This is a genomic window from Flavobacterium sp. ASV13 (assembly GCF_000745775.1).
Lineage (GTDB): Bacteria > Bacteroidota > Bacteroidia > Flavobacteriales > Flavobacteriaceae > Flavobacterium.
This window is the reverse complement of the sequence record NZ_JQJY01000002.1, coordinates 691,877-705,089: the sequence shown is the minus strand read 5'-3', so window position 1 is coordinate 705,089 and position 13,213 is coordinate 691,877. Positions and strand designations below refer to the sequence as shown.

Here is a 13,213-nt window from a genome sequence, read left to right as displayed (position 1 = left end):
TTTACACGGATTATTAATTTGTGTTAATCCGTGAAATTCGTGTTCTATTTCAATAGCCCCACTTTCCTTTTCCATTCTTCATAAAAAGGAGGATTGGTCAGCATTAAATTTCCTTCTTTATCTAAAAAGACCTGAACAGTTTCGCCCGTGCAGGCAACTTCGCCTTGAGCGTCAATAATTTTAAAACGGTAAATTATTTTCGCAGCCGGAGTTTCGACAACTGTGGTTTCGATTGTTACAACATCGCCGTAGCGCAAAGACAATTTATGTTCGCATTTTGATTTTACAATTGGAGTAGTGTAACCCGTTTTTGCAATGTCCAAATACGTAAGTCCGTGTTGGCGTCCAAAGGCTTCCCGGCCGTCTTCAAAATAGGTAATATAATGGCCGTGCCAAACAATTCCAAGCGGATCAGTTTCGTTAAAACGAATTCTGATTTCGTGTGAAACGGTTAAGTCTGAAGCTTCGTTATACTGTTCTTTTCTTTTTGTCATAAAATAAGGCAATGGAAGTGGTGATTATAAAGAACAAAAATAACAAACTTATTTTTGGAATGATTTCAACAAACGAAACGTTGCGCAATAAAACATCATAAAACGCTTCTAGACCCCAATTCATAGGTGATGATTTTGCAATGATCTGCATCATTTTTGGCATCACAAAAACAGGAACCCAAACGCCTCCAATAGCAGCTAAAATAATAACACTTGTCGCGCCAAACGGTGCAGATTGTTCCTGAGTATTCGCAACAGTTCCTAATAAAATTCCGAATCCGATGGCGGCAAAACCTGAAAATAAAGCGACAACACTCATTAAAAATAAATGTCCTTCGATATTTAAAGGAGGCAGACCAATATGCGGAAACAGGAAAATCGCAACGGCAACCATCATATAAAACTGAATCATGCAAATGACAGAATACGTAATGGTTTTGCCAATAATGACAATTAAATTAGAAGTTGGATTCGTCAACAAACGAACAAAAGTTCCCTGCGATTTTTCTTTTACGATATTAATCGAAAGCGGAATCACGATAAAAAATATCGCAAAAAGCGTCCAGGCCGGAACGTTGTGCTGAACTGAATTGGGCAAAATTTCTTTATTATTTATTTTTGGAATTATTTCTTTGAACGTAATAAAACTCGTTTGATCGAATTTGGTATTTTCTTCGCCTAACTGATTTTGAAAAGTAGTGTAAATCGATTTGGTTTCGATTTGCGAAATCATTTTGTCAATCGCATTTATGACCGAATTTTTGAAACTCAGCTGAACCGCCGGATCAAAATATAATTTTACTTCTTTTTGCGTGATAACTTTTGGTTTCTCCGGTTTGGCAACGCTGTCTGTAAAACCCATTTTGCTCACAATGTTTTCGACATTCTGATCGACTTTGGCTTGCAAATCAACGCTTAGATTTTTCGGAATTACGATGGCCAATTGAAATTTTCCTTTGTATACATTTTCTCGGGCAACTTCTTCAGTAATCGGTTTATTGTCAATTTGAGTGACAACGGTGAATAATTGGTTTTTTTCTAAATTATCAAAAACCGTTTTCGAAACAGTACCTTTGTCATAATCAACCAATAAAATCGGAATTTTAGTATTGCTTGCCGTTTTAAAACTGCTGTCCTGAATTACGGTCACCGTGATGACCAAAACCAACGGCATGATAAATAAAATAATCAAACCGCCTAAATCTCGTTTCAGCAACAAGAATTCTTTTACTATCGACATCCAAATTTTATATAGCATCTCTCAAGTCTTTACCGGTTAATGAAATAAAAACATCTTCGAGATTTCGAGCATTTTCTGTCGTTTCAATTAAGGTTGAAGGCGTTCCTTTTGCATAAATCTTGCCTCGGTCTAAAATGGCAATATTCGTGCAGAAGTCTTCGGCTTCAGCCAAATGATGCGAGGTATAAATAATTGTAGTTCCGTTTTGATTTAAGATTTTCAGATAATCTAAAATGGCATTTTTAGACTGAACATCAACACCAACCGTTGGTTCATCCAAAAATAAAACTTTAGGGTTGTGCAGAATTCCGGCAATCAAATTCACACGGCGTTTCATTCCGCCAGAAAAAGTATGAATTTGTTTATCGGCGAATTTCAATAAACCCAAAAGATCTAAAGTTTCGATGACTTTATCTTTCAAATCAGCACCTTTCAAACCGTACATACTTCCAAAATAATGTAGATTTTCTCTCGCGGTCAAAGTCGGGTACAAAGCATATTCCTGAGGAACAACGCCAATGATTTTTTTGATTTTGGATGAATGATGATGATAGTCTAAATCATCAATTGAAAAATGACCTGAAGTGGGTTTTATCAATCCACAGAGCATTGAAATTAAGGTTGTTTTTCCGGCACCATTCGGACCTAATAATCCAAAAATTTGGCCTTCATTTATCTCCAACGAAACATCGTTCAAAGAAAACTGATCGGCATCTTTGTATTTTTTCGAAAGGGATTCTATTTTTATAATGGGATTCAAAATAATTAGCTGATTGCTTTTTTTAGTTTTTTGAAAAAGATTTCTTCGCGATTGGCAATGTCCAAAAGTTCATCGGCAATGGCGTTGTAAGCGTCTTCTTTAGCACTTCTGTTTTTATAAATTCTGGAAGCTTCAACGGCAAAATCTCGCCATGAATCTCCAATTTGTGTCATTTCTTTCGAAAGTGTTTTCAATTCTTCATTTCCTAAAACAACTGAAGCTTCCTGTAAAAATGCCGCATAAATAAAACGGAAACCTCCGCCTCCGGTTCCAATTTCTTCCTGCATACGAACCATTTGCGCCAGATAATGATTGGCTTTTCTGACACCGTGTTTTTTCGGCCATTTTCGAATTTGGCGGGAAACCATTTTAATTCCGCGAACGCCTACAATTGGCATTGGCGCCAGCATATCGCGACAGGTATTTTTGATTCCTTTTATAATGGCACTTTTTAAATCAACATTCGACGGAATCTGAATGGGATAATACATTTGTCCTCGTGGAGCAAAAGCACCTTTGGCAAAACGAACTTTGTCCATTTCCTCATGCGTCAAAGTGGTAACGGTTTCCATCACGGGATCGCTGATCAAATAATCGGTTTCGGTTTTGCCGTAAACAACTAAATTATGGGCATTGAAATGAAAGCGATATTCATCAGGAAAATAACTCAAATGATAAACACCAACTTGCAATCCAGTCGGAATATTATTTTTTAAATTTTCTTCTAAAGCTTTGTTTGCATTACTTACAGAAGAAAATTTTTGTCTTTTTATTTTAAGATTTAAACGATTGGCAACTTTATTAAAAATATGTCCAGGCAAAGTTCTATAGCTGATTGCCGGCGCATGATTTACTTTTAAAAAAGGCAAATACACGAAAAAAAGCCCCGAACCAATTCCGAAAACCATCGGTTCGCTGATATTGAGTCCGCTGTTTTTTAAGAGGTTTGAAGCTACTCCATTTTCACAATGAGCAGATTGATGATGTGTAAAAGTAACTTGCATTAATCTGTTTTAAAGTTTTTTAATTCGGCTAATGAAATGTCAAAAGCGTCGGCATATTTTTGTAAAGTTTTGTCGTTTAGTTTGGCAAAAACGGAAGGTTTAAAATGTCTTTTTACGCGCCATTTCCACATTTCCACATATCCGGCAAGAATCGAAAGATCCATTTTGTTGAGTTCCATAAAATAACAAATCGGACTCAATTCTCCGCTTTGAACTTTCATTTTTGCTTCTTCGGCACGTTCTTTTATATCGTCGATCGCGTTCGAAAGTGCAATCGCTTTTGGTTCCCAGCCCGTGCTCAAAGCGGTTGTATAATTGCCGTTTTCATCGGTCGCATAAACCAATTCTTTGAGATTTTTTTTGCTTAAATTTCCATCGTGCTGAGGTACATTTTCTTTTTCCATGACGGTTTTATTTATCTGGAAATTAATATTAATAAAATTATAATCAAAGCAACGTAAACCAAATAGGTCCAAGTGGTATATTTTTTATAAATTTCTTTCACTTCATCTGTCATAGAATCACGAGAAGGAATTTTGGAGTAATTAAAAATAGCACCAACGCATCCTTTAACACAATTAATACAAATAGTTTTTTCTTCATCTCTTATATAAGATGTACTTGGATCGTTAGTTTCGCAAAACATACATTTTACATTTTCCATTACATTATTAATTTTAGAAAGTAAGAAAATATTAGAATAAGGCTAATTATAATGATGTGGGAAAATAAAATTTTCTTGTTTTGGATTTCGACAACTTTTAGTAATTCCGGATCAAATTGCATCAAATCTTGCTCAATACTGACTTTGTGTAATCTTAGTACACAACTTGAACAAATAATTATTTTTGTGTCGTTGACATGTACTTCATTAGGTTTTATCTCTTTTTGGCACCATTTACAGTTTTCCATAGAATTATAATATAATAAGTGAGGCAGTTTTTATTTGAATTTTCTATCAAAAGGTTTAAAAAATGGTATTATTCTATTACAGAAATTGTCTTTTGAATAAACAGATTAATTTCGCATTCTAACAGTTTTTTGTCTTCGAATAAACTTTCACAACTCATGGTGCATAAAGTATAATCGTCGCCAACAAATTTGGAAACCAAAGTTGCTTTGGTCGTTATGACATCGCCAACTTTTGGTAATGCATGTATTTTTAGATTTTTTAAAGCGCTGATAAAACCAATCACATTTACGTTTTCATTTTCAGTTCCGTCCTCTTCAAAAAAATACTTTTTTCCAACAATTGAAGAACAAGTTTGTGCTGTGTTTTCGATTAAACCGGCTTCTATTAAAATGCCGTTATCAACAAAAATATTGTCTTCTTTGATTAAAAATTCGGTTTCAACTGAAGTGGCATCAATTTCCAAAATCAAATCAACCATCAGCATTGGTGCTCGGTGCGGTAAATAATTTTGTATGTCGATTCCAACTTTCATCATTCTATTATTTTGCTAAAACGGTTTTCATTTGTCCGCTTGCAATTTCTTCATCATTTAAAAAAGTTATAATATCAACTAGAGTTACGCCTGCAAATTCCTGCAAAATGGTAACATTCGACTGAATTGTATCGTTGGCTTTAGGCAATTTTTTAATTTGAATGTCTTTAATAGAACCAATATAACCTGTTGGAGCAGTTTCGTTTTTTAAGAAAAACTGATAACCGGTATGCAAAGCAACAGATTGCGCCATATGTTCAATTAAACCGGCTTCTAGAAAAGTATTTTCTTCTAAAAATATATTATCATTTTGAATGTTTAATCCAGAAGTCAATTCGGTTTCAGAATAAGAAAACATACGATCCACCATTACAAAAGGAAACTTTTGCGGAAGCAGATTTTCTACAGCTTCTTTCTCTAAAAGTATAGAAGCATTCATTTAGCAGACAGTTAAATACGCGTAAGCAAATGAAAATCTTCCGCTTTCCGGAACTGAAAGGAAAATTTTATCTCCTTTTTTCAATTTTCCAGAATTTATTAATTCTTCAACAGCAATGTAAATAGAAGCTGATCCAACATTTCCAACTCTCAAAAGATTCATAAACCATTTTTCATCAGCAATGTCAATTCCTTTTTCTAATAACCCTTTCTTAAGGCCATCAACAAAAAAGTGAGAAGAAACGTGCGGTAAAAAATAATCAATATCGTCTGCTGTAACATTGTGTTTTGCCATGGCATCGCTCATACTTTCGACACCTTTTGGCAAAATAAATTCGTCAAGTAGTTTTACATCCTGTTTTACTGCCAGAATAGATTCGTTTAGTAATTGCTCAGGTTTGTACTCACTCCAGGGTTTTATTTCTCCGTTTTCTAATTTATCTCCACCGGCATACATGCAGGTTTCTAATTCGAATGCATATGAATAGGCTTCCATCCATTCGATTTTTAATGAGACTTCTCCGGTTGGCTTATTTTCTAATAAAAAAGCACCAGCTCCGTCCGATAACATCCAGCGCAAGAAATCTTTTTTGAACGCAATAATAGGCTGTTCTTCCAGATTTTTTAAGTTGATGATTTCCTGATTATATTGTTGTGCCGAAAGCCAGGTTGAAACTTTTTCAGAACCTGTGCAAATAGCGTTTTTTGAATTTCCAGATTTTACAGAAAGAAAACCATATTTTAACGCATTCATTCCAGAACAACAAATTCCGGAAGAAGAGTTTAACTCAACCGATTTATTTTTCAATAATCCGTGAACCATTGCAGCGTGTGAAGGCGCAAAAACATCAGGTGAAGAAGTCCCGCAGGAAAGAACTTCTAAATCCTGATCGGTGAAATTTTCATCAAACAACTGTGAAATCGCATTTTTTGCCAGTTCAGCGTTGCTGTGCGTGCTTTTGCCATTTTTGTCAACGGCATAATATCGGGTTGTAATTTTATTATTGCGCAAAATAATACGTCTTGCTTTTGAAGCAGTATCGTTTATCAGTCCTAAATAATTCTCCATTTCATCGTTTGAAACAGCTTCATTAGGCAAGTATTTTGCGGCTTTGGTAATATATACGTCAAACATAATATAATTTTCTCCTCTTCTAAACTCCTTGATAGTATTGAGTTTCTTTTTTTATAGTTTTAATCTTAAACGGATAGCTAATAACATGCAATATATATACTATTGGCGAGATTACCCATATTGCAAGGAATAAATAAACATAAAATAATTTAAGAAGCAGTTTTCTGTTTTTTTGGTTCTTATGAATGAAATTAGACCATTTATTAAAGATTTTGTTAGCCGTTTTGTCTACAGTTACTAAATACGGACTGATTTTTACGGCCCCAATTTCGGCTAATTTTGGCTGTAAATCTTCTAATTTATTTTGCTTGAATTCTGAAAGCATGATTTCGCCGAATTTATCCGATTCCTGAATGTCTTTATCGGAAACTCCAGGCAACGGAAAAAATCCTAAATAGCGTTTTTTAACTCCCGAAAACATCCAGTTTACAATAGTGATCACACTGATTAAATTCCCAACACGATCAACTAAAGCAACATTTCCAACCAATTTTGCATTGGCTTCCTGCAATAAAACTTTGACTTTTTCCTGTGCCATTATCCACATATTTCGGGAACCATTTATAGTAATAACGGGAGTATTGTTTAGAATATTTTTACCGTCAGCACTTTTTAGAAAAGAGTTCATCGGAATTGAAGGTGTCAAATACCAAACCTGATAATGCAGTAAAATAAGATCGAATTTTGTGTTTAAAATTTCTTCCGGAACTGGTTTTAAAGCCGTTGGAATTTGTAGAAATGATTCTGGGAAAGCATCAAAAAAAGTAGTTTTATTCCACGGAAATGGAAAAGGTTTTTCCAATTGAATTTCATGAAAAGTTACTTTTATTTCATCTGAATTTAAAAAGGGTTTGGCAATATTACGCGCAATGGATTCTAGTTGTCCGGATTGAGAATAAAAAATAACGAGAACATTTTTCATTTTAGGTTTACTTTCTTTGGTTGCGAACAAAAATAAGTAAATTATTTTAAACGAATTTTCTTGTTTAATGTTTCGTTTTTTGGCCACAGATTTTACGGATTAAACTGATTTAATTTGAAATGAATTTAATTCGGTGTAAATCAGTTTAATCCGTAAAATCTGTGTGCAATCTATTTAAGCTGATTCCAAAAATCGAAATAATTGAACCACTGCAAAGGATATTTCTGCAAAATGCTTTCAACGCTTTTTACGTATTCTTTTAATAAACCTTTTTCGTCGCGATGTTTTACTGTGGCTTCGCGTGCGTATAAATGATAATGAAGATTTGGTTCTTTCATAACATAAACAAAAACAACAGGAACTTTTAATCTTGAAGCGATTAAAAATGGGCCCGCAGGGAAATTAGCTTCTTTACCAAGAATTTCTTCAGAAAGGGATTTTGTTCCTTCAAAATAACGGTCGCCGGTAAAACAAACCAATTCGTTATTGGCCAAAGCAGCATTGATCTCAAAAACATGAGATAAATCGTCTTTTATGATAATAAATTTTACGGCAGATTTTTGTGTAACGCTTTCCAGATAATGCTTAATTGCCGAATGTTCCAAATCTGTTGTTACAAGATTGATTTGGAAATCAAGATCGATGTCGCCAAAAAAATGTTCGGCGATTTCAAAATTTCCAACGTGAGCACTTATTAAAACTCCGCCTTTTTTCTCGGCTAAAAGTTTTTTCAGAATTTCGATTCCGTCAAATTCATAGGTGAATTTATTTCGCATTCCAGCTGAAATCGAAACTTTGTCAATAATAGTTTGTCCAAAAGTGTAATAACTTTTGAAAACCATTTTTTTTGACTGAAAATAAGAATACTGAAGTCTTTCTTTGAAATAGTAAGAAATCGCCTTATTACTTTTCTTTAGAAATAAGAAATAATAAGAAGCAACAAAATAAAGTAAGACATAAGCAGATTTGACACCCGCTTTTTGTATCAAAAAAACGAATATTCTATAACCTAAAACAGTACCTTTTGATTTGCCATCCCATTGACTCATTAAGCAGCTTTAGCTTTTAGTTTGGCTTCAATAAGGTCATAGAAGTTTTGAAAAGTTGCAATTCCAACGAAATCAGCTTCAACCAATTTTACACCAAAGTTAGCTTCAATAGAAACTACTAAATCAACATAATCTAAGCTGTCTAACCCAAGTGTATCTTTTAAATTAGCATCTGGTTCAATTTCATCATTATCTACTTCAAACTCATCAACCAAAAAACCATTAATTCTCGCTATAATCTCTTCTTTATTCATTGTCCAATTTAAACTTTTTAACCACCAACGCAGAGTTGGTTCCTCCGAAACCGAAAGAATTGGACAAAAATATGTCAAATTTTTTGTTTAACGTAGTTTTAACTAAATTTAATTTCATCGCATCTTCATCTGGATTCTCCAAATTGATGTTTGGTGCAATGAAATCGTTCTGCATCATTATAATAGAATAAATGATTTCGCTTGCTCCGGCCATCCAGCATTCGTGGCCTGTCATTGATTTTGTAGAACTTACAGGAGGATTTTTCTCACCAAAAACTTCAAAGATAGCTTTGGCTTCGTTTGCATCACCAACCGGAGTTGAGGTTGCGTGTGCATTTATATATTCAATATCTGATGCATTTAATTTAGCATCATCAAGTGCGCGTTGCATTGCTGTGGCTGGTCCTTCAACATTTGGAGTTGAGATATGCCCGCCGTTTGATGAAAATCCGTAACCGGAAACTTCGGCGATAATAGTAGCTCCTCTTGCAATTGCCGATTCGTAGTTTTCTAAAATTAAAGTCGCGCCACCGCCACTCGGAATCAATCCGTCGCGTCCGGCGTCAAAAGGTCTTGAGGCTTTTTCTGGCTCGTTTTCTCTATTCGAAAAAACACCTAAACCATCAAAACTGCTCATCGCATATTTGTTGATTTCCTGAGCTCCGCCAGTAATTATAATATCCTGAAAACCGCTTTTTATTAAAAAATAAGCCAATCCGATAGAATGAGATCCGCTTGCGCAGGCTGCACTTACAGTTAAATTGATTCCACGAAGTTTAAAAATCGTTGAAAGATTCATCGTTACCGTTGAATTCATTGATTTGAAAATCGCTCCAGAACCGATTAATGCAGTATCTTTTTTCTCGCGGACAATATCTGTAGCATCAATAATTGCTTTAGAAACGCTGTCGTTTCCGTACATAATTCCAACTTCTCTTTCTTCAAAAAAAGCATCGTCTATATTGGCATTTTTCAATGCTTCGATAGTAGCCATATAAGCGTACTCGGTTTCTTCACCAATGCTCATACGCTGTCTGCGTGTCAATAAATTTTTCAAATCAGCTTTTGGAACCATTCCGGTCAAAGCCGACTGGAAACCAAATTCTTTTCTTTCTGGATCAAATTTAATTCCGGATTTTCCTTCGTATAAAGATTCCTTTACTTCATTTAAAGAAGTTCCGATACAAGAATAAATTCCCATTCCAGTAATTACAACTCTCTTATTCATTGTCTTTCAAAGTAATTTTTTATCCTTAAAGTGTAATTTTCTATGTTTAAAAAAACTTAAAATATTATGCAAACATAGTATTCTTAAGAATATATTCCTCCGTTTATATTAATAATTTCTCCGGTAATATAACTTGATTTTTTAGAAATCAAAAAGCTTACCAAATCGGCAACTTCTTCGGCTTCTCCAAAACGATTTACGGGAATTAGTTTTAATAATTCTTTTTCGTCGAGTTGGCTTGTCATATCAGTCTTGATAAAACCTGGTGCAACAGCATTTACTGTAATGTTTCGTTTTGCTACTTCCTGAGCCAAAGCTTTTGTAGCGGCAACAATAGCGCCTTTTGCAGCCGAATAATTAGTTTGTCCAGCAGTTCCTTTAACTCCCGAAACCGAAACCATATTTACGATTCGGCCATATTTATTACGCAGCATTTTTTGAATGAAAAACTGCGTTACATTAAAAAATCCGTTTGTACTTGTATTCATTACACGATTCCAGTCTTGTGGCGTCATCCACATAAAAAGACCATCTTTTGTAATTCCTGCATTGTTTACAATCGCTTCAACAAGTGCTTCAGGATTGGCGTCCTGCCATTTTGTTAAAACATCTTGTACTTGCTCAAAATTAGAGACGTCAAAACCCAGAATTTCTCCGGTTGCTCCTAATTTTTGAATTTCCTGAAGTGTTTCTTCAGCAGCGATTTGGTTGGAATGATAATTAATCAGAATATGATAATCAGATTCAACGGCTAATTTTTTACAAATTGCACTTCCAATTCCTCTTGAACCGCCTGTTACTAATACACATTTCATTATGTAAGATTTTATATTTTATTGGGACTAAATAGTATTATTTTTTCTTGCTGACCGGCTTTTTTGCTGGTTTTGCAGCAGTTTTTGCCGGCTTGGTTTCTTCTTTAGGTTTTTCCGCTACAGCTTCAACTGCTTGATTTTTTTCTGATTTTGAAAATAATTCAGCATTTTCAAACCATTGATTGCTTAAAACTGTTCCGTCTGGTTTAAGAAAACCCCATTTTCCTTCGTTTTTTACTCTTGCAACGCCATCGATAAATCCTTTGTCTTGTTGCGTAAACATGGCGATAATGGCATTTGTTGTAATTCCGTATTGTGTTGGAATTACTATTTTTCCTGTTTCATTTATGAATCCCCAATTGCTTTCTTTTACTGGAGCCAATCCGTTTGAACTGAAAACTTCGGCATCATTGTAAGTAGGTTCAATTACAAATTTTCCTTCCGTATTGATAAATCCCCACTTTTTTCCAACTAAAACCGGAGCCAGGTTTTTTGAGAAAGCTTTTCCTTTATCATATATAGGTAGAATTGCCCAATTTCCTTTTAAATCAATATAACCGATTTTTCCGTTCTTTTTAGCAAATGTCAAATCCTGAGTTTCGAAATCCCAGATTTTTTCAGCACCATCAACAGGAATAAATTTCCCTGCGCTTACAAGGCCGAAAGTTTTATCTTTTCTTGCCCAGGTTGTGTTTTTGAAATAATTTCCAATTTCAGAATAAACAGGCTCAACAAGTTCTTTTCCGGTAGTGTTTATAATTCCCCAGTTTTTGTTCAGTTCAACTCTGGCAAAACCATTTTCAAAAGGTTTGATCTGATCGTATTTTGGTTCTAAAACAACAGTCATTTTGTTGTTGATCAATCCAACTTTGTTGTTTTGTCTGATAAAAGCAACGCCGTTGTCAAAATCAAATAATTTTTCTGAAGCCGGAGCTTTCTGAATTTCGCCTTTTGTATTAATGTAAACCCACTCTTTATCTTTTTGTACAATTGCAATTCCGCTGTTAAAATCTTTGGCATTACTAAAATCGGCTGGAATTACCCAAGTTCCTTTTGCATCAATAAATCCCCATTTTCCGCCATTTTCTACAGCAGCTAATCCTTCAGAAAAACTTCTGGCAGATTTGTATTGAGGTTCGATTTTAAAAGATCCGTCTTTGGAAATATATCCGATTTTTGAATTCTTTTTAACTAATGCCAGTTCTTGACTATTAACAAATTGAATGAAAACTAGCAACAAAAAAATAAGCGGTTTTTTCATGATTTTAAGATTCAATAATTAATATGTAAAATTTTATTCTTACTATTTCTGAAAGAGCTCGGCATTCTGAGACCAATCAATCAAAAGATCTCCATTTGGTTTAAGAAAGCTCCATTTTCCTTTACGTTTAACTCTTGCTAATCCGTTGATAAACCCTTTTTCGTTACGTGTATAGCCTCCAAAAGCTGCAGAAATTTCATAATCTGCCGGAATAACTAAATTTCCTGTTTTGTCTATAAATCCCCAGTTACCAAGAATTTTAACAGCTGCCAGACCATTTTCGCTGAAAGGGTCTGCATCATTATACATTGGTTGAACAATACATTCTCCTTTTAAATTGGTATAACCCCATTTTTCTCTCAACAAAACTGGTGCTAAATCATTAGAAAATCCTTTTGCTTTTTGAAACATCGGTTTAAGAACCCATTGTCCTTCGAAATCTACAAATCCAAATTTTCCGCCTTTTTTAGCCGCTATAAAATCTTGAGTGCCAAAAGGTCCGAATTCTGTAACATCTGGTATTTCAATAAAAACTCCATTGTGTACTAGTCCATATACTTTTTCTTTTTTTGCCCATGTTGTATTATTAAAATAATCACCAACTTCATCGTAAACAACTTCTGCAACTTCTTTTCCTGATGTATCAATAATTCCCCACTTGTCATTTAGTGCTGCTCTCGCATAGCCTTTGTAAAAAGCTCTGATGACATCATATTTTGGAGCAAGAACAATTTCAAATTTATTATTGATTAATCCAACTTTGTCATTTTGTCTAAAAAATGCGACACCATAATGAAAATCAAATAATTTATCAGATTTCGGATTACCTTCTAATATTTCACCTTTTTTATTGATGTAATGCCAAACAGCATCTTTCTCTATTACGCATATTCCGCTGTCAAAATCTTTAGCATTGTCAAAAGTTGGCGGAATTACAAAGGCTCCTGTATTGTCTACAAATCCCCATTTTCCATTTTCTTTAACAGCTGCTAAACCATCTGAAAAATCTCTTGCGCTGTCAAATTTTGGAGCAATAGCAAAAGTTCCGTCGTTTTTGATAAGTCCAAATTTGCCTTCTTTTTTTATTAAGGCAAGTTCTTGAGCATTGATTAATTGGATAGATATTAAGAGTAAAAAAAATATTTTTTTCATAGTTGTTTAAAGCTGT

The 13,213-nt window shown here is 34.4% G+C and carries 16 protein-coding genes; all 16 read right to left on the bottom strand.

What is annotated here, in order from left to right:
* Positions 1-44 precede the first annotated feature (44 nt).
* On the bottom strand, positions 45-494 hold the full coding sequence (locus GQ47_RS06800) for an acyl-CoA thioesterase (RefSeq protein WP_035646549.1): 450 nt from the start codon (positions 492-494) through the stop codon (positions 45-47).
* Positions 469-1,752 carry an ABC transporter permease gene (locus GQ47_RS06795; protein ID WP_035646546.1) on the bottom strand — a complete coding sequence of 428 codons (1,284 nt, stop codon included), beginning with the start codon at positions 1,750-1,752 and terminating at the stop codon, positions 469-471. The genes GQ47_RS06800 and GQ47_RS06795 overlap by 26 nt, the downstream gene beginning before the upstream one ends.
* A complete protein-coding gene (locus tag GQ47_RS06790; protein WP_051951397.1) occupies positions 1,742-2,494 on the bottom strand; it encodes an ABC transporter ATP-binding protein in 753 nt (250 codons plus the stop codon). Before GQ47_RS06790 ends, GQ47_RS06795 begins: the two co-directional genes overlap by 11 nt.
* Positions 2,495-2,499: 5 nt before the next feature.
* Positions 2,500-3,498, bottom strand: a complete 999-nt coding sequence (locus GQ47_RS06785; RefSeq protein ID WP_035646544.1) for a BtrH-related acyltransferase DarH — start codon at positions 3,496-3,498, stop codon at positions 2,500-2,502.
* Positions 3,498-3,902, bottom strand: a complete 405-nt coding sequence (locus GQ47_RS06780) for a flexirubin biosynthesis protein DarG (RefSeq protein WP_035646542.1) — start codon at positions 3,900-3,902, stop codon at positions 3,498-3,500. Before GQ47_RS06780 ends, GQ47_RS06785 begins: the two co-directional genes overlap by 1 nt.
* 11 nt (positions 3,903-3,913) lie before the next feature.
* Positions 3,914-4,162: a hypothetical protein gene (locus GQ47_RS06775; protein WP_035646539.1), complete on the bottom strand. Its 249-nt coding sequence runs from the start codon at positions 4,160-4,162 to the stop codon at positions 3,914-3,916.
* A gap of 316 nt (positions 4,163-4,478) precedes the next feature.
* Positions 4,479-4,943, bottom strand: coding sequence for a hotdog family protein (locus GQ47_RS06765; protein WP_152561004.1), 465 nt, complete (start codon positions 4,941-4,943; stop codon positions 4,479-4,481).
* Positions 4,944-4,950: 7 nt separating this feature from the next.
* Positions 4,951-5,382, bottom strand: coding sequence for a hotdog family protein (locus GQ47_RS06760; RefSeq protein ID WP_035646527.1), 432 nt, complete (start codon positions 5,380-5,382; stop codon positions 4,951-4,953).
* Positions 5,383-6,516 carry a dialkylresorcinol biosynthesis protein DarB gene (locus GQ47_RS06755; RefSeq protein ID WP_035646525.1) on the bottom strand — a complete coding sequence of 378 codons (1,134 nt, stop codon included), beginning with the start codon at positions 6,514-6,516 and terminating at the stop codon, positions 5,383-5,385.
* Between the two features lie 19 nt (positions 6,517-6,535).
* On the bottom strand, positions 6,536-7,438 hold the full coding sequence (locus GQ47_RS06750) for an NADPH-dependent FMN reductase family protein (protein ID WP_035646879.1): 903 nt from the start codon (positions 7,436-7,438) through the stop codon (positions 6,536-6,538).
* 170 nt (positions 7,439-7,608) lie between these two features.
* Positions 7,609-8,487, bottom strand: a complete 879-nt coding sequence (locus GQ47_RS06745) for an LpxL/LpxP family acyltransferase (protein WP_035646522.1) — start codon at positions 8,485-8,487, stop codon at positions 7,609-7,611.
* Positions 8,487-8,741, bottom strand: a complete 255-nt coding sequence (locus GQ47_RS06740; protein ID WP_035646520.1) for an acyl carrier protein — start codon at positions 8,739-8,741, stop codon at positions 8,487-8,489. Before GQ47_RS06740 ends, GQ47_RS06745 begins: the two co-directional genes overlap by 1 nt.
* The gene (locus GQ47_RS06735; RefSeq protein ID WP_035646517.1) at positions 8,734-9,969 is read right to left on the bottom strand and encodes a beta-ketoacyl-[acyl-carrier-protein] synthase family protein; all 1,236 of its coding nucleotides are present in this window, start codon (positions 9,967-9,969) and stop codon (positions 8,734-8,736) included. Before GQ47_RS06735 ends, GQ47_RS06740 begins: the two co-directional genes overlap by 8 nt.
* 83 nt (positions 9,970-10,052) lie before the next feature.
* Positions 10,053-10,784 carry a flexirubin biosynthesis SDR family reductase FlxB gene (gene fabG, locus GQ47_RS06730; protein WP_035646515.1) on the bottom strand — a complete coding sequence of 244 codons (732 nt, stop codon included), beginning with the start codon at positions 10,782-10,784 and terminating at the stop codon, positions 10,053-10,055.
* A gap of 37 nt (positions 10,785-10,821) precedes the next feature.
* A complete protein-coding gene (locus GQ47_RS06725) occupies positions 10,822-12,045 on the bottom strand; it encodes a WG repeat-containing protein (RefSeq protein WP_035646513.1) in 1,224 nt (407 codons plus the stop codon).
* A gap of 42 nt (positions 12,046-12,087) precedes the next feature.
* Positions 12,088-13,197 carry a WG repeat-containing protein gene (locus GQ47_RS06720; protein WP_035646511.1) on the bottom strand — a complete coding sequence of 370 codons (1,110 nt, stop codon included), beginning with the start codon at positions 13,195-13,197 and terminating at the stop codon, positions 12,088-12,090.
* Positions 13,198-13,213: the final 16 nt, after the last annotated feature.